At 51.6% G+C, this 20,857-nt stretch carries 21 protein-coding genes; 18 read left to right on the top strand and 3 right to left on the bottom strand.

What is annotated here, in order from left to right:
* Nucleotides 1-233: 233 nt before the first annotated feature.
* A complete protein-coding gene (locus AYI96_RS16660) occupies nucleotides 234-1,316 on the bottom strand; it encodes an adenylate/guanylate cyclase domain-containing protein (RefSeq protein WP_039034192.1) in 1,083 nt (360 codons plus the stop codon).
* 122 nt (nucleotides 1,317-1,438) lie between these two features.
* Nucleotides 1,439-2,113 carry a DNA mismatch repair endonuclease MutH gene (gene mutH / locus AYI96_RS16655; protein WP_039034193.1) on the bottom strand — a complete coding sequence of 225 codons (675 nt, stop codon included), beginning with the start codon at nucleotides 2,111-2,113 and terminating at the stop codon, nucleotides 1,439-1,441.
* A gap of 698 nt (nucleotides 2,114-2,811) precedes the next feature.
* Between mutH and rppH the strand changes: the two genes are divergently transcribed.
* The 10 genes from rppH to AYI96_RS16605 all read left to right on the top strand — a co-directional run bounded on the left by rppH (nucleotide 2,812) and on the right by AYI96_RS16605 (nucleotide 11,442).
* A complete protein-coding gene (gene rppH / locus AYI96_RS16650; protein WP_025010542.1) occupies nucleotides 2,812-3,336 on the top strand; it encodes an RNA pyrophosphohydrolase in 525 nt (174 codons plus the stop codon).
* 25 nt (nucleotides 3,337-3,361) lie between these two features.
* Nucleotides 3,362-5,596, top strand: coding sequence for a phosphoenolpyruvate--protein phosphotransferase (gene ptsP / locus AYI96_RS16645; RefSeq protein ID WP_039034194.1), 2,235 nt, complete (start codon nucleotides 3,362-3,364; stop codon nucleotides 5,594-5,596).
* A gap of 47 nt (nucleotides 5,597-5,643) precedes the next feature.
* Nucleotides 5,644-6,444, top strand: coding sequence for a sulfite exporter TauE/SafE family protein (locus AYI96_RS16640; RefSeq protein ID WP_039034195.1), 801 nt, complete (start codon nucleotides 5,644-5,646; stop codon nucleotides 6,442-6,444).
* Between the two features lie 37 nt (nucleotides 6,445-6,481).
* Nucleotides 6,482-7,309: a prolipoprotein diacylglyceryl transferase gene (gene lgt / locus AYI96_RS16635; protein WP_039034196.1), complete on the top strand. Its 828-nt coding sequence runs from the start codon at nucleotides 6,482-6,484 to the stop codon at nucleotides 7,307-7,309.
* A complete protein-coding gene (gene thyA, locus AYI96_RS16630) occupies nucleotides 7,309-8,103 on the top strand; it encodes a thymidylate synthase (RefSeq protein ID WP_039034197.1) in 795 nt (264 codons plus the stop codon). Before lgt ends, thyA begins: the two co-directional genes overlap by 1 nt.
* Before the next feature lie 117 nt (nucleotides 8,104-8,220).
* Nucleotides 8,221-9,396 (top strand): Na+/H+ antiporter NhaA, encoded by a 1,176-nt coding sequence (gene nhaA, locus AYI96_RS16625; RefSeq protein WP_039034198.1) that lies wholly within the window; start codon nucleotides 8,221-8,223, stop codon nucleotides 9,394-9,396.
* Nucleotides 9,393-9,776 carry a hypothetical protein gene (locus AYI96_RS16620; RefSeq protein WP_039034199.1) on the top strand — a complete coding sequence of 128 codons (384 nt, stop codon included), beginning with the start codon at nucleotides 9,393-9,395 and terminating at the stop codon, nucleotides 9,774-9,776. The genes nhaA and AYI96_RS16620 overlap by 4 nt, the downstream gene beginning before the upstream one ends.
* A gap of 16 nt (nucleotides 9,777-9,792) precedes the next feature.
* The gene (gene nhaR, locus AYI96_RS16615) at nucleotides 9,793-10,701 is read left to right on the top strand and encodes a transcriptional activator NhaR (RefSeq protein ID WP_039034200.1); all 909 of its coding nucleotides are present in this window, start codon (nucleotides 9,793-9,795) and stop codon (nucleotides 10,699-10,701) included.
* A 98-nt stretch (nucleotides 10,702-10,799) separates the two neighbouring features.
* On the top strand, nucleotides 10,800-11,039 hold the full coding sequence (locus tag AYI96_RS16610; RefSeq protein WP_028779782.1) for a succinate dehydrogenase assembly factor 2: 240 nt from the start codon (nucleotides 10,800-10,802) through the stop codon (nucleotides 11,037-11,039).
* Nucleotides 11,020-11,442, top strand: coding sequence for a protein YgfX (locus AYI96_RS16605; RefSeq protein WP_039034201.1), 423 nt, complete (start codon nucleotides 11,020-11,022; stop codon nucleotides 11,440-11,442). Before AYI96_RS16610 ends, AYI96_RS16605 begins: the two co-directional genes overlap by 20 nt.
* Nucleotides 11,443-11,458: 16 nt before the next feature.
* Here the strand turns inward: AYI96_RS16605 and nadB are convergent, their stop codons facing one another.
* Entirely contained in the window at nucleotides 11,459-13,069 is a 1,611-nt protein-coding gene (gene nadB / locus AYI96_RS16600; protein ID WP_144362025.1) for an L-aspartate oxidase, read from the bottom strand.
* Between the two features lie 199 nt (nucleotides 13,070-13,268).
* On the opposite strand from nadB, the gene rpoE reads away from it, so the two are divergent.
* The 8 genes from rpoE to era all read left to right on the top strand — a co-directional run bounded on the left by rpoE (nucleotide 13,269) and on the right by era (nucleotide 20,850).
* Entirely contained in the window at nucleotides 13,269-13,847 is a 579-nt protein-coding gene (gene rpoE / locus AYI96_RS16595) for an RNA polymerase sigma factor RpoE (RefSeq protein WP_144362024.1), read from the top strand.
* Between the two features lie 24 nt (nucleotides 13,848-13,871).
* The gene (locus AYI96_RS16590; RefSeq protein WP_039034203.1) at nucleotides 13,872-14,492 is read left to right on the top strand and encodes a sigma-E factor negative regulatory protein; all 621 of its coding nucleotides are present in this window, start codon (nucleotides 13,872-13,874) and stop codon (nucleotides 14,490-14,492) included.
* Nucleotides 14,493-14,501: 9 nt separating this feature from the next.
* Nucleotides 14,502-15,434: a MucB/RseB C-terminal domain-containing protein gene (locus AYI96_RS16585; RefSeq protein WP_039034204.1), complete on the top strand. Its 933-nt coding sequence runs from the start codon at nucleotides 14,502-14,504 to the stop codon at nucleotides 15,432-15,434.
* Nucleotides 15,435-15,444: 10 nt separating this feature from the next.
* The gene (locus AYI96_RS16580) at nucleotides 15,445-15,924 is read left to right on the top strand and encodes a SoxR reducing system RseC family protein (protein WP_144362023.1); all 480 of its coding nucleotides are present in this window, start codon (nucleotides 15,445-15,447) and stop codon (nucleotides 15,922-15,924) included.
* Between the two features lie 117 nt (nucleotides 15,925-16,041).
* Nucleotides 16,042-17,832 carry a translation elongation factor 4 gene (lepA, locus tag AYI96_RS16575; RefSeq protein WP_101053493.1) on the top strand — a complete coding sequence of 597 codons (1,791 nt, stop codon included), beginning with the start codon at nucleotides 16,042-16,044 and terminating at the stop codon, nucleotides 17,830-17,832.
* Between the two features lie 437 nt (nucleotides 17,833-18,269).
* The gene (lepB, locus tag AYI96_RS16570) at nucleotides 18,270-19,184 is read left to right on the top strand and encodes a signal peptidase I (protein ID WP_025887849.1); all 915 of its coding nucleotides are present in this window, start codon (nucleotides 18,270-18,272) and stop codon (nucleotides 19,182-19,184) included.
* Nucleotides 19,181-19,864: a ribonuclease III gene (gene rnc, locus AYI96_RS16565; RefSeq protein ID WP_144362022.1), complete on the top strand. Its 684-nt coding sequence runs from the start codon at nucleotides 19,181-19,183 to the stop codon at nucleotides 19,862-19,864. The genes lepB and rnc overlap by 4 nt, the downstream gene beginning before the upstream one ends.
* Nucleotides 19,861-20,850 (top strand): GTPase Era, encoded by a 990-nt coding sequence (gene era / locus AYI96_RS16560; RefSeq protein WP_144362021.1) that lies wholly within the window; start codon nucleotides 19,861-19,863, stop codon nucleotides 20,848-20,850. Before rnc ends, era begins: the two co-directional genes overlap by 4 nt.
* Nucleotides 20,851-20,857: the final 7 nt, after the last annotated feature.

The raw sequence follows: 20,857 nt of genomic DNA, 5'->3' as shown, positions 1-20,857 counted from the left end.
TCAATGGCGGCTTCCATGTCAAATGTAGGTTTGGTCATTTGAATATCCTTTTGGGTGTATATTACTCAAATGACACAGATTTATGAACACTACCAATTAGTTGTCTTGTGAGGTGTAGAATGAAATTTAAACTGTTATTGATTTTTTGTGTGTCTATGCTGTTTGCTGGATGTGCTTCTGTACCTACTGAAAGGGCGTTGCCACTTAAAATTTAGCCCTTAATAGGCTGTTTTTTATGACTGATTGCCTTGTTTTGGTTTAACCCCGAACACTTCAATGGAGTGTTGTTTACCCTTTAACTTGACCGGTCCTAAATTGGTGAGCTGATACTCGCTGTCATCATTTTCCAGCCTAGCTACCAGCGCGCCGGAGAGCAGCATCCTTTGTCCTAAGGGGTTACACTGATCCTGTAGTCGCGCTAGGGTGTTGAGCACGTCGCTGAAGAAGCTGATCTCCTGTTTTTGCACCCCGACCACAGCTGCAACCACTTGGCCACAGTGAGCCGCCGCCTTGAATTTGGGGACAAAGCCATAGTGTTCTTCAAAATAGCGTCGCTGCCAATTGAGCTGCTGGCTGAATTCAAAGTAGATATTCATACATCTGTCGTTAATGATGCCGTCTTCCAGCGGCCAATGGATGAGCACGGCATCACCCATGTAACGATAGATCTCGGCATCATTGTTGGTGACTGTATCGGAAAGCAAGCTGAAACTGTCCTGTATCAGCCGGGCAAAGCGGTAATCCCCCAGAGATTCGGCATGGGTAGTGGAAGCTACCATATCGAGATAGAGAAATAGCCGCTGTTCATATCTGGGCTTGTGATACTTACCCAGACCTATGTTTAACAGGATCCTGGGGCCTACCAGTAGTCCCATCTGTTCAATAAAGGCGAGCCCGACCCTGACTACCACCAGATAAATAATTAACGCCTGGAATGAGGGACTATAGAGGATATGCACTGTCAGCATCTGCCTCAAGGTTGCCATATGGTTCTCTATGGCCCACATATTCAGGTACTGGGTCATATAAGCCAAAGTGGTGGCACCCAAGAGCAGAAACAGCCCTTTAAAGATGACGGAGAAGACATAGGGCAGGCGATTGATGGCACTGAAGTCGGCTATCAGGTTTGACATCCAGTGCAAGCTACCGAAAATAATTCCCATGTAGGCGGCCAGCGTCGCGAGATCCGCCGAGCCGACAGCCCACTGAGGTAGCTCAGTGGTTTGGGCATAGCGAAAAAATACAAAAGCTGCCATAGCTACTGTCCATGCCATTATGGCAAACAGAAGCTTTTTGGCCTGGCGACGCGCTCTCACGGGGTAACTTCTATCCTAAATTAACGGGCCTTCTCAGGATGCGCTAGTTTATAGAATATACCCCTCTGATTTCCAGTGGTAATTGTGATCTTAATCAAGGCAAGTGCCGATTAGAGGCGATATCAGCCAAAAAAGCGCTCAAGTAACCCTTTTGTGAACTGAGTTTTGAGATAAAAGCCCCTGGGGTTGGTCATCTGGATACTGCCATCCTCGGCAATACTCTCGGTTAACACCTTACTGTTGGCCGCCTTTGGCCTTAACTGTAATACTTCACCGTGCCTGGCCGTGATCTTGCTGACCTTGCCCATGCTGATAAGCTCCATGATTTCTTCCCAATCCTGGCGCAATAGCCTGTCTTCCTCGACGCTTGGTTCCCATAAAAGCGGCGAGCCGATACGTCGGACACCCGGGGGAAGATCCCTGTCCCCCTGAACCGGGATCCACAGTACCCGCTGCAATTTGTGATACACCAGACTCTGCTCCCAGCGCAGTCCTGAAATATTGGTTAGCGGCGCGACACAGACATAGGTGGTTTCCAGCGGCATACCGCGTTCATCTATTGGAATGCTCTTCAGTTCTACCCCAAGGTGCAGAAAGTCCTGTTCGGGCTTGGAGCCTGCGGTCGCTCCCAATGCCAGCTCCAGTAGTTGTCCGGTCCAGCCTTTATCACGGCGAAAGTCTTTGGGCACGGCTACCCCTAAAGATTCGGCGAGCTGTCCCAGAGTCAGCCCGGCGATATCGTCGGCGCGCTTTAGCAGTTGTGCCAAGGAGCTTGGCGGCAAGATATTGGTTTTCATGGCGTTGATTTTACCTGAGCGGGATTGGATAACAAGTTTGTGCAAAAAATGCTCATTGCGATGTCGGGTGAAGTCATCCCCAAAATTAATTTCTCTATCATTATGTTTTTATTGACTAAAGTTTTCATCTTCAACTATAGGGGAATGGATTTCCTGAGTTACTCGCCGATTTCCCCTGTGTTGCCAACAAACTTATCCACAGCATTTTGGGATAACTGAACAATTATGGCCGCAATAAAACAAATAATGGTCGGTGTCAACCGGGTTTTGACGCTGTTTTTCAGCTTGAAAGTCGAGTTTTTGTCCGTAGGGTGTGAATAAAGTTTTGTGACATTGCCGAGAAATTGCTTCTGATCGAGTGCGGGTTAAAAAGTGTACTATTGGTGGTTTGGTTGTGGTTGTATTCGTTTTTGCGCCTTGTATCATTATGTATTTTAAGTGTTTTTGTTGGGTTTGTGTCTTTGTCAATTAGGAGGGGAAGGTTGTAAAAAGCAGCGTTTCCAGAAGTTCAGCCGAGTTTCAAACAGAGATATCCACAGTTTTTGTGGATATCCACTCAAGCAGAGATGGTTAATTGTTGATAAAGTGGAAAAGCTTATTTGATTATCCAAAGAAAAAGCCGTAAATAGAGAATTGCTGCCGACGTGGGATTGTGAAACAATCGAATCATTGAAATTTATCGCTTTTTCGGAGTCCATGTGATTGACAGCGACGGTTTTCGCGCAAATGTGGGCATCATTATCTGTAACAGATTTGGCCAAGTAATGTGGGCCAGGCGTTTTGGTCAGCACTCCTGGCAGTTTCCCCAAGGGGGATTGGATGACGGTGAATCCGCCGAAGATGCCATGTATCGAGAGCTGTATGAAGAAGTCGGGCTCAGGCCGGAACATGTGCAGATATTAACATCCACCCGCTCCTGGTTGCGATACAGATTGCCAAAGCGTTTGGTGCGCCAAGACAGCAAGCCTGTCTGTATCGGTCAAAAGCAGAAATGGTTTTTGCTGCAGCTCAAGAGTCAGGATAGTGCCGTTAACTTGAATTCGTCCGGCCATCCTGAATTCGATGACTGGCGCTGGGTCAGTTATTGGTACCCTGTGCGTCAGGTCGTATCTTTTAAACGTGACGTCTACCGGAAAGTGATGAAAGAGTTCGCCACCACGGCTCTGGCATTGCAGACCCGGGAGCCTTCACGCCGAAGGGGACGACAAAGAGCAGCAGGCTGAGGTTTGATATCGAAAGGGGGAACAGGTGTTAAACACGCTCAGGGATATTACTCAGGCAGTTGCGGCCGCAAGGGATCTTGAGGCTGCCCTTGAGCTATTGGTCGGCCAGATAAAGGCCGCCATGAGCACTCAGTGTTGTTCTATCTATATTCTGGATAAAAATGAGTTGGTCCTCTCGGCCACTGATGGTCTTAAGCCCAGTGCCGTTGGCCAGGTTCGCATGCCGTTGACCGAAGGTCTGGTGGGCTTGGTTGCTGAGCGTGAAGAAGCCATCAACCTTGCCGATGCCAGAGCACATCCCAGATTCAAACTCTTTCCCGAAGTGGCTGAAGAGGAATATCGAGCTTTTCTCGCCGCGCCTATTATCTATCAGAAACAGTTGCTTGGCGTCATAGTGGTGCAGCAGCCCAGTGCCCGTCAGTTCAGCGAAGGGGAAGAAGCTTTTCTTATGACGCTGGCGGCGCAGTTGGCCATGGCTATTCGCGGCCTCAAACAAAAGGCCAGCGTCAAGGAAGATCAGCTGCAAATCCTGTTTCAGGGCACACCGGCTTCCAATGGTATCGCCATTGCCCATGCTTTGGTGCTGGGTGGTCAGATATCCCTGGAGCAGCCGGATCAAACCGCAACAGATATCCCCAATGAGCTTGAACGCCTCAAGGCGGCAATCGAGCGTTGCCGTAACACTCTGAGCACCCTGGCACAGCGTTTTGACCGCGAGCAGGATGAAGAGGTGGTGTCTATCTTCTCGGCGCTGCAGCTCTTGCTGGAAGAGGCCAGCCTTGGGGGCGAATATCGCGATGAAGTGCTTGCGGGTTGGTGCGCCGAGTCGGCGGTCAGCCGCGTGTCTTTGCGTTATATCACCCAGTTTATGGCGATGGAAGACCCCTATCTCAAGGAGCGGGCCAGCGATATCCGTGACTTGGGGCAGAAGGTGCTGCGCCAGTTGATTGAGCCGGAACGGTTGGAGCTCAATGCCGATAAGCCGGTTATTCTGGTGACCCGTGAAGCTGATACCACCTTGCTGGCCGAGTTTCCGCGGCAAAAGTTGGCCGGAATAGTGACAGAACTTGGCGGGGTCAACTCCCATGCTGCTATTCTGGCCCGGGCGCTGGGTGTGCCGGCCATCACAGGGGTCGACCAGGTTTTGGCTGCCGATATCGACAAGAAGCTTTTGGTGCTCAATGCCACCCGCGGTCAGCTGATGGTGTCGCCGTCTCCAGCCGTGGTCGGTGAGTACCGCAGTTTGTTGTCCGCCGAGAGAGCGTTACAGCGGCAATACGCCAGAGAACTGAACCTGCCGGCCGAGACGGTCGATGGCAAACGTATTCATCTATACATGAATGCCGGCTTACTCAGTGGTTTGGCCTCGGAAATTGCCGAAGGCGCCGATGGTATTGGGCTATATCGCACCGAAATCCCTTTCATGTTGCAGCAGCGTTTTCCCAGCGAGTCTGAGCAGGTCAAGGTGTATCGCCAGGTGTTGGAGGCGGCATCGGGGCGCCCCGTGGTGATGCGCACCCTGGATGTGGGCGGAGACAAACCCTTGCCTTATTTCCCCATCAAGGAGGAAAACCCATTTTTGGGCTGGCGTGGCATTCGTTTGTCGCTGGACCATCCAGAGCTGTTTCTGGTGCAAATTCGCGCCATGCTCCAGGCCAGCGGCAGCGGCGAGCAGCTGCATATTCTGCTGCCCATGGTCAGTAATCTCGATGAGATAGATCAATCGCTTGAATATATCGAACAGGCTTATTCCGAGCTTAAGTCGGATGTGAATCCTGAGCTGAAAAGACCCAAGGTGGGCATTATGCTGGAGGTGCCGGCGCTGTTGTTTCAACTGGATGAAGTTGCCAAGCGGGTCGATTTTGTTTCGGTCGGCAGCAACGATTTGACCCAATATCTGTTGGCGGTGGATCGCAACAACCCCAGGGTCAGCGCCCTGTTTGACAGTTATCATCCGGGGATATTGCGTTCGCTGAAACAGGCGCGGGAGACCTGCCGTCTATATGGCCTCGGTGCCAGTGTCTGTGGCGAGTTAGCCGGTGAACCCGGTGGTGCCTTGCTGCTGGTTGCTATGGGCTACAACCGCTTGAGTATGAACCAGGGGAGCTTGGCCAGAATAAATTATCTGCTGCGGCGAGTGCGCAGCGATGAACTCGAGCAGTTATTGGCCGAGGCATTGACACTCAAAAGCGGCAACGAAGTGCGACAACTGGTGCACGATTATTTGGGGCAAAGAGAACTGGCAGCCATTCTCAATTGAACCTGCTATGTCGGGTATGGAATAACAACAAGAATTAAGGAACCTCTGTGGACGCATTTCTCTGGGTATTTGGTGTTTGTCTGGCGTTGGGAGCTTTTGTCGGCTTTATGGCCGGTTTGTTGGGGATAGGCGGCGGTCTTATCGTGGTGCCGGCGCTGCTATATATTTTACCCAAGGTGGGGGTTCCTGCCGCGCAGTTGCCCCATGTCGCCATTGCTACTTCGTTGGCGGCCATTATTTTGACCTCTTTTTCATCCGCCCGCGCCCACCACAGCCGCGGCAATATTCCTTGGCCGCTGTTTAAATCCATGTTGCCGGGTCTGGCACTGGGGGCCTTGTGTTCGGGTTTTATTGCCGAGTTGATCCCGGCCGATGATCTGCGCCGTGCCTTTGCCGTGTTTGTTATTCTAATGGCCGCCCAGATGGCATTTCCTTTCCGTCCATCAGCGAAAGAGGGCTTGCCGCCATTTCCCGTGTTGCTTATCGTCTCGGCGATGATTGCCATTATTGCCGCCTTGATGGGGATAGGCGGTGGGGTGCTCTTGGTGCCTTTCCTCACTTGGTGTGGGTTGCAGATGCGTCAGGCGGTGGGTTTTTCATCGGCTACCGGCCTTATTATCGCCCTTTGGGGCAGTTTAGGGTATGTTATCGCAGGCTGGAATGCCCCTGATATGCCAAGTGGTACTTTGGGATATGTCTATCTGCCGGCTTTGCTGGGTATTATTGCTTCCTCAATGTTGGTTGCGCCTGTGGGGGTCAAAGCGGCCAGCACCTGGCCGACGCCTGTACTGAAGAAAATATTTGCACTTTTATTGGTTGTTGTGGGTCTTAAACTTATTCTGGCCTGATCTGCGCCTTGGTTAATTTAGGAATCGTCTTTCTGTTATGGCTTTAGAATTTCCCAATATTGATCCTGTGATCGTCTCTTTTGGCCCCTTTGAGCTGTTCGGCCAGACTTTTGAACCGGCTTTGCGTTGGTATGGTTTCATGTACCTGCTGGGCTTTTTGGCCGCTATGATACTGCTCAACCGTATGGCTGACAGATCCAAGGGGTTATGGAGCCGCGAGCAGGTCTCTGATCTGCTGTTCTATGCCTTTCTCGGGGTGATCCTGGGGGGCCGCATAGGTTATGTGCTCTTTTACCATCTGGATTACTTTATTGCCGACCCCTTGTACCTATTTAAGATCAGCGAAGGCGGCATGTCTTTCCATGGTGGTTTGATGGGGGTTATTCTGGCCATGCTCTACATCGCCTGGAAACAGAAGCGCAGCTTCTTTGCGGTGGCGGATATGGTGGCCCCTGTGGTACCTATCGGCTTGGGGGCCGGGCGTTTGGGTAACTTTATCAATGGTGAGCTTTGGGGCCGGGTGACAGATGTACCTTGGGCCATGGTGTTTCCTTCCGGTGGCCCTGAGCCTCGTCATCCTTCACAACTGTATCAATTTGCCCTCGAAGGCGTTGCGCTGTTTATTTTACTGCAATGGTTCAGCAAACGCAGTCCCAAGACCGGAGCCGTGTCCGGGATGTTTTTGCTCGGCTATGGTATCTTCCGCTGCATAGTGGAAACGGTCAGGCAGCCGGATGCTCAACTCGGGCTTTATTTGGGCTTTTTGACCATGGGGCAAATACTGTCAGTGCCCATGATCCTCTTTGGACTCTATCTGTTAATGCGTAATGCGCCGCAGGCCGGCGTGGTGAAGGACAAGCAGTAATGCAGCAATATCTTGATTTAATGCAACATATTTTAGATGCCGGTACCGAAAAAACTGACCGTACCGGCACGGGAACCCGCTCTGTATTTGGCTATCAGATGCGTTTTGACCTCAGTAAGGGGTTCCCCTTGGTGACCACCAAGAAGTGCCATTTGCGCTCCATTATTCATGAGTTGCTCTGGTTCCTGAAAGGGGACACCAATGTTGCTTACCTGCATGAAAATAAAGTGACGATTTGGGATGAGTGGGCCGATGAATCCGGTAATCTGGGACCGGTTTACGGCGCTCAGTGGCGTAGCTGGCCAACGCCCGATGGCGGTCATATCGATCAGATTACCCAGGTGATAGAACAGATCAAATCACAACCTGACTCCAGACGTTTGATTGTCTCCGCCTGGAATGTCTCCGAGCTCGACAAGATGGCGCTGGCGCCTTGCCATGCCTTCTTCCAGTTTTATGTGGCCGATGGCAAGTTGTCTTGTCAACTGTATCAGCGCAGCTGTGATGTGTTCCTGGGGCTGCCGTTCAATATTGCCAGTTATGCGCTGTTGACCATGATGGTAGCGCAGCAGTGCGATCTCGAATTGGGCGATTTCGTCTGGACCGGCGGTGATACCCATCTTTATTCCAATCATATGGAACAAACGGCGCTGCAACTCAGTCGTGAACCCAAGTCTCTGCCACAAATGAAAATTATTCGCAAGCCTGAGTCTATTTTTGACTACCGATTCGAAGATTTCGAGTTGTCAGGTTACGATCCTCACCCTCATATCAAAGCACCAGTTGCCATTTAAAAACAGTTTTTTAGCGAAATACCTCGTATATTTCGAGGTGTTTCGCAGAAACTTTCGATTATTCTTACCTAAATCCATCTACTACACTCAAATCAATTATGTTTTTGGGAGTTTAGTATGGAAAAGGCACTTCGGAATTTCCTGAGTCAGGAATCTGCCGGCGGCATCTTGTTATTGATTGCTGTAGCCTTGGCAATGGTCTTGGCTAATTCACCACTAGCCGGCGTTTATCAAGGTTTTTTGGATACCCCGATGCAGTTGCGTCTCGGGGCGCTGGATATCAACAAGCCCTTACTGTTGTGGATCAACGATGGTTTGATGGCGCTGTTCTTTCTGTTGATCGGTCTTGAAGTTAAGCGTGAATTACTTGAGGGAGCGCTGTCCAGCGTTTCCAAGGCATCTCTACCCACTTTTGCTGCTATAGGCGGCATGCTTGTTCCGGCCGCAGTCTATCTGCTGTTTAATGCCAATGACCCTGTGACCCAGGGGGGCTGGGCTATTCCGGCCGCGACCGATATCGCCTTTGCGCTGGGGATAATGGCACTTTTAGGCAACCGGGTTCCTGTTGCGCTCAAGGTGTTTTTATTGGCGCTGGCAATCATAGATGACCTGGGTGTAATCGTTATTATTGCGCTGTTCTATAGCAGTGATCTGTCGATGATAAGCCTGGTGATTGCTGCTGCTGCGGTTATAGGTTTGATTATTCTGAACCGCCGCGGTGTAACTGCGCTTGGCGCTTATGGCGTGCTTGGGGCCATTCTTTGGGTTGCCGTACTCAAGTCCGGGGTTCATGCCACTTTGGCCGGGGTGATCATCGCCTTCTGTATTCCGCTGCGCGACAAGCAAGGTGGTTCACCGTCCGAGCATTTGGAGCATACGCTGCACCCTTGGAGCACTTTCCTGATCCTGCCGGTATTTGCTTTTGCCAACGCCGGGGTAGCCTTGGGCGGTATGTCGCTGGAGAGCCTGGTATCGCCTGTACCTCTGGGGATCGCTTTGGGTCTGTTGCTCGGTAAGCCGATTGGTGTGGTGTTGTTCAGTTTTATTGCAGTTAAGTTGCGTCTGGCAGAGTTGCCTGAGGGCATTGCCTGGCGCCATATCATGCCTGTGGCTGTGATGTGCGGTATAGGATTTACCATGTCGATGTTTATTGCCTCGCTGGCATTTGAACATGGTGGCGTTGTCTATAGCGATTTGGCCAGGTTGGGGATCCTGATCGGATCTATGTTGGCGGCAGTCGTGGGCTATTTCTGGCTGTCAAAAGTGTTACCTGAAAAAGGAGAAAAGGAATGAAAACAAGCATAATGGCAGGACTCATTCTGGCGGGCTTAGCCCCTTTGGTTCAGGCGTCACAGATAGAAGCCTGTGTTGCAGACAAGGAAGCTGTCCTGTGTCAGAGTTACCTTGAGGGTGTTGTTGATGGTGCGCTTATGTATAAGCCTCAGGCGGTAGGTGCCCGCCTGGACAGCAACGGTTATGAAGCCCGCGCGCTTAAATATCGGGGTGGTAAGCGTTTTCAGGAAGCCAATCGCAAGTATTGCCTGGAGAGGATCCCGGATAGGGAGCAACTGGTACAGGGGATCAGCGAAGCTTTTGAAAGCGGCGAGGTCAAGGATATAGAGACACTGCAGCTTGCCGTGAATAATTTGCTGGACTGTCAGCGTTTGAAGTAAGGAGTCGGGGCAGCCTATGTCTCATTTGAACTATAACCACCTGTATTACTTTTGGATGGTGCATAAGCAAGGCTCAGTGACCAAGGCTGCCGAGACACTCTGTTTAACCCCACAAACCATTACCGGCCAGATACGCACTCTGGAAGAAAGGCTTAAGGGGAGTCTGTTCAAGCGGGTGGGGCGTAATCTGGCCCCCACTGAATTGGGCGAGTTGGTGTTTCGCTACGCTGATAAAATGTTCAGCCTCTCCTATGAGATGCTCGATGTGCTCAACTATCGCAAGGATGAGTCCATTCTGTTCGAGGTGGGCATTGCCGATGCTCTCTCCAAGGCGTTGGCTAGTCGAGTTTTGATGTCGGTTATCCCAGCCAATAGCTCCATGCATCTTGCCTGTTATGAATCGACTCACGAGAGTTTGATGGCCAGGCTCAGAGAACACAAGCTGGATATGATACTGTCGGACTGTGCCGGTGAGTCTCTCAAATATCCGGAAATTCTTTCCAAGAAACTGGGTGAGTGCGGTATTGCCTTCTTCTCGGCGCAGGAGTTCAAAAGTGGCTTTCCTGAATGTTTGGAAGAGGGGCCCCTGCTGATCCCGAGTCGGCGCACTTCCCTGGGCCAGCAGCTCTATCGCTGGTTTGATGAGAAACGCCTTAATGTCACGATTCTCGGCGAGTTCGACGATGCGGCTATGATGAAGGCCTTTGGCTACTTCCGTAAGGGGATATTTGTCGCCCCCTCCATCTATCAGCAGGATATTCTCGAGCACAACATACGTCTGCTCGGTGAAACCATGGAGATCAAAGAGGAATATCATGTGATGTTTGCCGAGCGAATGATCCAGCATCCGGCGGTGCAGCGTTTGCTGGAAACCGATTTTGGTGAGCTATTCGCCGGTCGTGATCTTCAGGTGCAGCAGTTCTGATACGAGTGGATGATTAAGGCGGATATTCGACAGCGCTGACGCCAGAATGTAAACTTGCGACAAAATTCTTGATTGGAGCATGATAGGTGTCTGACTTGATGAGTACCCCCAGGGTAAAGTGGGCATGTCGCCGTGGTATGCTGGAGCTTGATGTACTGTTTCAACCCTTTGTGGAACAGCATTACGAGACTCTGAGTCCTGAGGATAAGGCCTTGTTTGTTCGTCTGCTTGAGTGTGAAGACCCGGAACTGTTTGCCTGGTTTATGGGGCATGAGCAATGTCCGGATCCGCAACTGGCACAGATGGTAGTGCGCGTTCGTGGTCGGGCAGCGCCATAGATTTCAGCTCAGTTCTTCCTTCAGCCAGTATCTGAGTCTAACTGTGCTGGCTGCTGTTTGCCTGAGCAGCTTTTTTGCCTGGCCGGCGTTGGATTATCCTTTTTATTTATCGTTCAAATACCTATGTTTACTGCTAATGCTGGCAGGCTTTGGCCTTGCGCTGTTGCGTTTGCGCCGCTGGCAACTCTGTTTCTGGCTCAATGATTTGGGTGAAGGACAGTTCGTACCCGGTTCGAGTTTTAAGCTCAGTGGCAAACCTTGGGTCAGCCCCTTTGTGGTGACTTTTACTTATCAGGGGGAGGATAACTGCGGGCGTTGCTGGCTGTTTGCCGATATGTTTGACGACACAGACTATCGTCATCTGTGTCGTCTATTGTTGCAGCGCTCAAAGTCCGCTAACTAAACTGATTCCAGCCCAGTTACTCCGGCTGCAGAATGGTAGGCTGCGGATTATCCAGTTTCTGCGGATGATCGATATTACAGTGCAGGCCGCGGCTTTCCTTACGGGCCATGGCGCAGCGGATGATCAACTCGGCCACCTGCACTAGGTTGCGTAATTCCAGCAGGTTGTTTGTGACGTGGAAGTTGCTGTAATACTCCTGGATCTCCTGTTGTAGCATGGCGCAGCGGCGCAGGGCCCGCTCCAAACGCTTGTCTGAGCGTACAATGCCGACATAATCCCACATAAAGAGTCTCAGCTCGTGCCAGTTGTGAGCAATAACCACTTCCTCATCCGAGTTACACACCTGGCTTTCATCCCAGGCCGGGATATTACCGGGCATGGCAATTTTACCTAGTTGGCTTTGAATATCGGTCGAAGCGGCGCGAGCGAATACCAGACACTCCAGCAAGGAGTTACTCGCCAGGCGGTTTGCGCCGTGCAGTCCGGTATAAGCCACTTCACCTATGGCATAGAGACCATTGAGATCAGTCTGGCCATGAAAATCTGTCATTACCCCGCCGCAGGTATAGTGAGCGGCAGGCACCACAGGGATAGGTTCCTTGGTGATATTTATCCCTAAGTCCAGGCAGCGCTGGTAAATGGTGGGGAAATGCTTGATGACAAATTCAGGATCCTTGTGGCTGATGTCCAGATAGACGCAATCGGCGCCGAGGCGTTTCATTTCATAGTCTATGGCCCTGGCTACAATGTCTCTGGGCGCCAGTTCGGCGCGTTCATCGAAGTCAGGCATAAAGCGACTGCCATCGGGACGGCGCAGATAGGCGCCTTCACCGCGCAGGGCTTCGGTCAGCAGGAAATTACGGGCATCTGAATGGTATAGACAGGTCGGATGGAACTGATTGAATTCCATGTTGGCTACCCGGCAACCGGCACGCCAGGCCATGGCAATACCATCACCACTGGCGATATCCGGGTTAGAGGTGTACTGGTAAACCTTGGAACTGCCGCCGGTCGCCAGCGCGACAAACTTAGCCTTGATGGTTTCCACCTGCTCAAGGTTACGGTTCCAGACATAGGCGCCCAATACCCGGTTGCCCGGACGGCCCAGTTTACGGGTGGTGATCAAATCTATGGCGTTGTAACGCTCAAGCGCCAGAATATTGGGGTGGGCCTGGGCCATCTCCTGCAGTGTGGTCTGTACCTCTTTGCCGGTGGCATCGGCGGCGTGCAGAATACGTCTGTGGCTGTGGCCGCCTTCACGGGTCAGATGGTAGGCGCTGTCATTGATGCTGCCATCGGGGTTTTCTTCCTTATCAAAGGCAACACCGCATTCAATCAGCCATTGCATGGCGGCGCGGGCATTCTCGGCCGTATAGGTTACCACGGCTTCATCACAGAGTCCGGCGCCGGCGACCAAGGTGTCGGCCACGTGGGATTCTATGGTATCCTCCTCGTCGAAAACCGAGGCTATGCCCCCTTGGGCATAATAGGTCGAGCCTTCGTTGAGAGGACCTTTGGAGAGTAAAATGACTTTGGTTTTTTCAGCCAGGTGAAGGGCGAGAGTCAAGCCCGCTGCACCACTGCCTATGACCAGGACGTCAGATTGGTGTTCAACTACTTGTTTCATCGGGTATCATGAGATGTGACTGGGGGTTCGGTTATGGTAAACCAACTCGCAAGGGATGGATACAACTCAGCTCAGGTTATTCGCAGTACATTTTTTGCAAAACATCAGAACTTTTTCGAAGCACGCTAGTCTACATAAGTGAATATGATTCGAGCGACTGAGAAATCAGCATTATAAGATTTGGGAGAAGTCGGCTCGGATGAGTGGACAAATAAGTGATCAACAACTGGTTGAGCGCGTACAACGTGGCGATAAAAACGCTTTTAACCTGCTGGTACAAAAGTACCAGAGTAAGGTCATCAATCTGATATCCCGTTATGTACGGAATCAGGCTGATGTAGCAGACGTGGCGCAAGAAGCTTTTATCAAGGCTTATCGGGCGTTACCTAATTTCCGCGGTGAGAGTGCCTTTTATACCTGGTTGTACCGAATAGCAGTAAATACGGCCAAGAATCATCTGGTGTCACAGGGGCGCAGAACACCTGCGAACGATGTTGATGCCGATGAAGCCGAATTTTACGATGGCAGTGATGCCCTGAAAGAATTCGCCTCTCCTGAGCGGTTGATGCTTTCAGACGAGATAAAGAAGACTGTTTTCGACACTCTCGAATCGCTGCCGGAAGAGTTAAAGATGGCTATCTCCTTGCGTGAGCTTGATGGTATGAGCTACGAGGATATTGCCAATGTGATGGATTGCCCTGTAGGTACTGTGAGATCCCGTATCTTTCGCGCCCGGGAAGCCATCGATAAGAAGCTCCAGCCTTTGCTGGAAAGATGACCCTTTAATAGAGACAGGTGAGTAATGGATAAATTAGGTCAGGAGTGGGTTTCTGCGGCAGTGGACGGCGAAACCGACGCTCAGACGCTGGCAGAACTGGCTGGTGACACTGCTTCTCACGACAAGTGGCGTAACTATCATCTTATCGGTGATGCCATGCGTGGCGAGTTGCCTTCTGCTATCCCCTTGGATCTGTCCGCCAGTATTGCGGCCGCTATCGACAAGGAGCCGGCGATTGTTGCGCCTGTCACCTCAACTCAGGTACCTGAGGACGTTGAGCCCCAACGTCAGCTTGCTTCCGGCGGTAGAGTGATTCCCATGTTCAAACAGTTTGGCCAGTATGCGATTGCGGCCACTGTTGCCATGGTTGCCATTGTTGGTGTTCAGAACTACAACCAGACACCTGAAAGCCAGGATCCTGCATCCCCAGTGCTTATTACCCGTCCATTGGTGGGCAGTGCTTCACCTGTTAGCCTGCAAACCGGACCGGTTCAGCAGCCACAGGGGTATACCAATGAGCAGTTGATTGAGCAACGTCGCAGGATTAACAGCTATATTCAGGATCATATGTTGCAACAGAGATTGAATGCCGGTGTGGTTATGGATAACAATAGTGAGGTCGTTCCTGTTCCTATGAATCGTTAAGGAAATCTCTTGCGCCTTTTCCTCTTGGCCCTTCTGGCCTTCGCAGTGCCTGCCTTCGCGCAGGATGATATGTCCGCCAAAGCCTGGCTTGAAAAAATGAGTCAGGCTTTGCGCGAAAAAGAATACAAGATTTCGCTCATCCAACTTCAGGCCGATAATATTCGGCCTTTGGTATACCTGCACGGTAAAGTCAACGGTGAGGAAGTGGCCTTTCTCGAACACCTCAATGGGCCGCCGAAAAATGCGGTTCGTGTCGGTAATATAGTGACCTTTATCGAACACGAACAGCCCGCCTATAGTATTAATGCCAAGCGTATTCAAGGAGTGATGCCAGCGGCCTTCTTCGGTGACAGCGGCAATATCGAGGCCGGATATCAATTGGTGTTGGGGGGGCGTAGCCGTATCGCCGGCCGTCCAGGACAGATGATCCGTATTTTGCCCAATGATGAATACCGCTATGGTTTTCAGGTGTGGATGGATATGGAAACCTTCCTGCCGCTGCGCTATGACATGCTGAATCAGGACAAGCAGTTGCTGGAGCAGTTGTTAGTCATCGAATTGATAGAACTGCAAGAGACCGCACCTCTGCTGGTGGAGGCCTACAAGCAGGAATGGCCTGCGGTGATGAACTCCTCAGAGCGTGCAGATGGCCAGAATTGGCAGTTCGATTGGCTGCCGCCCGGTTTTCAAGTTGTGGTTCGTGATCACCATCGCCTGATTGGCAGCCATGAGCCGGTGGAATACATAGCCCTGACCGATGGCTTCAGCAATATCTCTGTCTACGTCGCCCGCGCCGGTGACGCGCCTATGCCGGAAGAGCTGATGACCCGTAATGGCCTTTCCATGGCGGCCGACCGAGTCGGTAACCTGGAAGTGGTTGCTGTCGGTAAGGTGCCAACACAAACGCTTATCCGTATCGCTTCGGGTTTAAGACTGGAGTGAGGACAGGGTTATGATGGAGCAGGTGGCTAAGGTTATAGGCACAGACAGTGACGGTTGGGTCAAGGTGCAAGTGGAATTGAAGAGCGCCTGCAATCACTGCTCCAGTAGCGAATCCTGTGGTACTTCTGCGGTTGCCAAGGCGTTTGGCAGTCGGCTGCAGGAGTTTTCTCTGCCCAGTACTGAAACTTATCCAGAAGGCACTCTATTGCGCTTAGGCTTGCCGGAAAGCGTAGTGCTCAAAGCGGCAATGCTGGTTTACATGCTGCCTTTGGCCGGGCTGTTTTTAGGCGGCTTGCTTGGGCGCTTTATTGCCTCGCTTGCCGGGTTCAGTACAGATGGAGGGGCCATATTCATGGCGATCATCTTTGTTTTGCTGGCTTGGAAATTGGGCAAGTCTCAGGCGCGCAGGATTGAAAACCGGGCTCAACCCGTCATTCTCGCCAATCTTGGCCAAGTAATGGAGGCCGCTTCAGAAAGCAAGTGCCACTAATTCCGTCATTCCCACACAGGCTCAAAGTGTGAATCTAATTGGTATTGGCCCAGCAATCGGGTACAATTTCGCACCTTTGAGCACAGTCTCCCATTAGAATTTAGTCATTGCAGCATAATGAAACATATTAGAAACTTTTCGATTATTGCCCATATCGACCATGGCAAATCTACCCTCTCAGATCGCCTTATCCAGGTTTGTGGCGGCTTAACCGACCGTGAAATGGCTGCTCAGGTGCTGGATTCAATGGATCTGGAGCGCGAACGCGGTATCACCATCAAGGCCCAGAGCGTGACACTCGACTATAAGGCCAAAGACGGTGAAGTCTATCAGTTGAACTTCATCGATACCCCAGGGCATGTTGACTTCTCCTATGAAGTTTCCCGCTCGCTGGCGGCTTGTGAAGGAGCTTTGCTGGTAGTTGATGCCGGTCAAGGGGTTGAGGCCCAGACACTGGCGAATTGTTATACCGCGCTGGAAATGGATCTGGACGTTGTTCCTGTACTCAACAAGATTGACCTGCCACAGGCTGAACCCGAGCGGGTGGCGGCCGAGATTGAAGATATAGTTGGCATTGAAGCCAAAGATGCAGTGCGCTGCTCTGCCAAGACAGGTATCGGCATAGACGAAGTGCTGGAAACCATAGTGGCACAAATCCCACCACCGGAAGGTGACCCGGAAGGGCCTCTGCAGGCACTGATTGTTGACTCTTGGTTCGACAGCTACCAAGGGGTTGTGTCCCTGGTGCGGATCAAGAACGGCGTGCTCAAGAAGGGCGATAAGTTCAAGGTCATGAGCACAGGCCAGACTTACAACGCCGACAAGGTGGGGATTTTCACTCCCAAGCAGAAAGAAAAAACTGAACTGAGAACCGGTGAAGTAGGCTTTGTTATTGCCGGTATCAAAGAGATCCACGGGGCCCCCGTGGGGGATACCCTGACCCATGCCAAACACGGCGCGGAAAAACCGCTGCCGGGCTTCAAGAAAGTGAAGCCTCAGGTATACGCTGGTGTGTTCCCCATCTCTACCGACGACTATGAAAACTTCCGTGATGCGTTGAATAAACTGAGCTTGAACGATGCTTCACTGCAGTTTGAGCCGGAAAACTCCACTGCTCTGGGATTTGGTTTCCGTATTGGTTATCTGGGACTTCTGCATATGGAGATCATCCAGGAGCGATTGGAGCGGGAATATAACCTGGATCTGATCACCACGGCACCCACTGTAGAGTATGAAGTTGAGCTGACCAATGGCGATGTTGTCTATGTGGATAACCCATCGGAGTTGCCGGCACTCAACTATATCGAAGAGATGCGTGAACCTATTGTCGAAGCCAATATTCTGGTGCCCAAGGATTACCTGGGCAATGTGATCACTCTCTGTGTTGAAAAACGCGGTGTACAGAAGAATATGGTTTACCACGGCAACCAGGTGGCACTGACCTATCATATTCCGGCGGCTGAAGTCGTGATGGACTTTTTCGACAGGCTTAAGTCCACCAGTCGTGGCTATGCTTCGCTCGAGTATAACTTTGTCTACTTCCAGGCAGCCGACATGGTGCGTTTGGATGTTTTGATCAATGGCGATAGGGTCGATGCACTGGCGATGATCATCCACAGGGGCAACATACGCCACCGTGGTATTGCTCTGGTGGAGAAGATGAAAGAACTGATCCCGCGGCAGATGTTTGATATTGCAATCCAAGCCGCAGTGGGCAGTCAGATTGTGGCCCGTTCGACCGTGAAAGCACTGCGTAAAGACGTAACCGCCAAATGTTACGGTGGTGACGTTTCCCGGAAGAAGAAACTGCTGCAGAAGCAAAAAGAAGGTAAGAAACGGATGAAGCAGCTCGGTAACGTGGAAGTTCCACAGGAAGCCTTCCTGGCGGTATTGAAACTGAACGAGTGATCCTGTGGCGCCGCGGCGCCCTGGATAGCAACATCTCATTTGCGCCGCATTTTGCGGCGCTTTAGTTAGTTTAAGGGGAGACCTGTCCCTGGAACGGCAAATATGGGTAAACTAACTAAGGAAGGTGCGAATAAGTCCCATGTGTGCTCTGCGTCGGCTTACAGGCCTGGATGCAAGGCGTGGTTCGCAGCAAATGGCCCTAGTCCTTTGCAAGAAGCACAACACAGCAGGCAGGCTTGTAAGCCACGCCCTTCGGGGCTTGCACAGCAACCGGCTCTCTGCGTTATCCGCCTTTGGCAGGCCCCGGCATGCCTTCAGTCAGATGCCTTGAACGCCAATTGCTGTGTAAGCCAGAGTGCCACGAGGACTTGTTCGCACCTTCCCTAAAGCTGACAAGACTTATTCCAATTTAATACAAGGCAGGAGTTAAATAACCAATGGCAGCCTATTTTTCCATTATTCTGGTGCTGGTGACCTTGGTCAGCGGCCTTATCTGGGCGCTCGATGCCTTTGTGCTGGCCCCCAAGCGTCAGGCTAAACTGGCACTGGCCCAAGCGCAAAATGGCACCCTGACCGATGAAGTCACTGAAAAAATTATCCAGGAGCCAGGTTATGTGGAAACCTCTAAGTCCATTTTCCCTGTGATAGCCTTTGTGCTAATCCTGAGATCTTTTTTGTATGAGCCGTTTCAGATCCCTTCCGGCTCCATGATGCCAACACTGCTGGTGGGTGACTTCATTCTGGTGGAAAAATTCAGCTATGGCCTGAAAGATCCTGTATGGCGCAGCAAGCTGGTGGAAACCGGCGAGCCGGAGCGCGGCGACATCATAGTATTTAAATACCCTAAAGATGAGCGGGTCGATTACATCAAGCGGGTTATCGGTTTACCAGGCGATAAGATCATCTATCGCAACAAGGAACTCTATATTCAGGAGGCCTGTAAAGAGCAACAACCTTGTCCAGGTCCTAAACTGGTATTGAGAGCACCGGTCAATAAAGGCGAGTTCCAGGATGATGGCGTGGATCTGCTGCGTTTTCGCGAGCAACTGGGTGAGGTGACTCACGATATTCTGATTAACCCGGCCCGCCCTGAGCCATCGGCCTTCTATTACCGTGAGCCAGGCTTTGCCCAAGGGGAGTTTGTCGTACCTGAAGGTCACTACTTTGCCATGGGCGATAACCGCGACAACAGTACCGACAGCCGTTTCTGGGGCTTTGTACCCGAAGCGAATCTGGTAGGTAAGGCTGTGGCAATTTGGATAAGTTTTGAGTTTGAGCGCCAGCCTCAGGATTGGTTACCTACCTGGGTGCCAAGCGGTGTGCGTTTTGAGCGTGTAGGTGGTTTGAAGTGAGAGAACCTGTGAAGAATTTTGCCCGTCTGTGTCGTACTCTGGGGTATGAATTCAATAAAATGGCACTGCTGGAGCAGGCCATGACTCACAGAAGTGCGGCCAACAAGCATAACGAGCGGTTGGAGTTTCTCGGAGACTCTATCCTGTCGATAGTGATTTCCGATGCCCTGTATCATCAGTTCCCCAAGGCGACCGAAGGCGATCTCAGCCGGATGCGTGCCACCTTGGTACGCGGTGATACCCTGGCGCAAATCGCCAAGGAGTTTAAGCTGGGTGACTATCTGACCCTGGGTCCAGGCGAGCTCAAGAGTGGCGGTTTTCGCCGCGAATCCATTCTCGCCGATGCAGTGGAGGCCATCATAGGCGCCATCTACCTGGACTCTGATCTGGAAACCTGTCGACCACTGCTCTTGAGCTGGTACCAGCAGCGACTGAAGGCGATTCAACCCGGGGTCAGCCAGAAAGATGCCAAGACCCAGCTGCAGGAATACCTGCAGGGTTATAAGAAACCTCTGCCTGAGTATAAAGTGGTGGCGGTTTCCGGCGAGGCGCACGATCAGACCTTTACCGTAGAATGTCGTATCGAAGAGCTGGATCAAGCCGTATCCGGTACCGGCAGTTCACGTAGAAAAGCCGAGCAGCAAGCCGCTGCTGGGATATTGGAGTTACTGAAAAAATGAGTAAGATCCCAGAGGTACCGGCCCAGGAGCCGAGCCTGGATGAACTGCTGGCCAAGATGAACCAGCCGTCACCGACACCCGCCTATGATGTCACTTACTGCGGTATGGTGGCCATAGTCGGTCGCCCCAATGTCGGCAAGTCCACCTTGCTCAACCGTTTGCTCGGCCAAAAGGTGAGTATCACCTCCCGTAAGCCGCAAACCACCCGCCACAGGATCATGGGGATCCACACCGAAGGTCCATCGCAGATAGTCTTTATCGACACCCCTGGATTGCACATAGAGGAAAAGCGCGCCATCAACCGTTTGATGAACCGCGCCGCCGCCAGCTCGCTGGCCGATGTTTGCATGGTGATCTTTGTGGTCGATGGTCTCAACTGGACCGCCGATGACGAAATGGTGCTCAATAAGCTGCGTCATGGCGGCAATGAGCGCAAGACAGTGCTGGCGGTGAACAAGGTCGACTATATCAAGGATAAAGAGACACTGTTTCCGCACCTGGAAGCCCTGGGGCAGAAATATGCCTTCGATGAAATTGTGCCCATCTCTGCCAAGTCGGGTACCAACGTTGGCCGCTTGATGTCGCTGGCGAAAGAATCACTGCCCGAGAGCGTGCACTATTTCCCGGAAGACTATATTACCGACCGTTCACAACGCTTTATGGCCTCTGAAATCGTCCGTGAAAAACTGATGCGTTTTCTTGGTGATGAGCTGCCTTATGATGCCACGGTGGAAATCGAGCAGTTCAAGATGATGGAGAATGGCGTCTATCAGATCAATGCGCTTATTCTGGTTGAACGTGACGGTCAGAAACGCATGGTGATCGGCAAGAAGGGCGAGCGAATTCGTACTATCGCCACCGAGGCCCGCAAGGACATGGAGCAATTATTTGATAACAAAGTGTTCCTGGAAGTCTGGGTCAAGGTGAAGTCGGGCTGGGCCGATGATGAACGTGCCCTTCGCAGTCTGGGTTACGGCGAAGACTGAGGTCGAC

The sequence above is a fragment of the Shewanella sp. MSW genome (genome assembly GCF_007636515.1).
GTDB lineage: Bacteria > Pseudomonadota > Gammaproteobacteria > Enterobacterales > Shewanellaceae > Shewanella > Shewanella indica.
The sequence above is the reverse complement of the archived record's forward strand: the minus strand, read 5'-3'. Positions and strand labels throughout refer to the sequence as shown.

Bases quoted from the DNA above. Each gene is read 5' to 3' on its own strand.
- lepA (WP_101053493.1), top strand. From the start codon at position 16,042: ATGAAACATATTAGAAACTTTTCGATTATTGCCCATATCGACCATGGC.
- nhaR (WP_039034200.1), top strand. From the start codon at position 9,793: ATGTCTCATTTGAACTATAACCACCTGTATTACTTTTGGATGGTGCAT.
- nhaA (WP_039034198.1), top strand. From the start codon at position 8,221: ATGGAAAAGGCACTTCGGAATTTCCTGAGTCAGGAATCTGCCGGCGGC.
- AYI96_RS16590 (WP_039034203.1), top strand. From the start codon at position 13,872: ATGGATAAATTAGGTCAGGAGTGGGTTTCTGCGGCAGTGGACGGCGAA.
- AYI96_RS16620 (WP_039034199.1), top strand. From the start codon at position 9,393: ATGAAAACAAGCATAATGGCAGGACTCATTCTGGCGGGCTTAGCCCCT.
- lgt (WP_039034196.1), top strand. From the start codon at position 6,482: ATGGCTTTAGAATTTCCCAATATTGATCCTGTGATCGTCTCTTTTGGC.
- AYI96_RS16580 (WP_144362023.1), top strand. From the start codon at position 15,445: ATGATGGAGCAGGTGGCTAAGGTTATAGGCACAGACAGTGACGGTTGG.
- lepB (WP_025887849.1), top strand. From the start codon at position 18,270: ATGGCAGCCTATTTTTCCATTATTCTGGTGCTGGTGACCTTGGTCAGC.
- era (WP_144362021.1), top strand. From the start codon at position 19,861: ATGAGTAAGATCCCAGAGGTACCGGCCCAGGAGCCGAGCCTGGATGAA.
- nadB (WP_144362025.1), bottom strand. From the start codon at position 13,069: ATGAAACAAGTAGTTGAACACCAATCTGACGTCCTGGTCATAGGCAGT.
- rpoE (WP_144362024.1), top strand. From the start codon at position 13,269: ATGAGTGGACAAATAAGTGATCAACAACTGGTTGAGCGCGTACAACGT.
- AYI96_RS16610 (WP_028779782.1), top strand. From the start codon at position 10,800: ATGAGTACCCCCAGGGTAAAGTGGGCATGTCGCCGTGGTATGCTGGAG.
- thyA (WP_039034197.1), top strand. From the start codon at position 7,309: ATGCAGCAATATCTTGATTTAATGCAACATATTTTAGATGCCGGTACC.
- mutH (WP_039034193.1), bottom strand. From the start codon at position 2,113: ATGAAAACCAATATCTTGCCGCCAAGCTCCTTGGCACAACTGCTAAAG.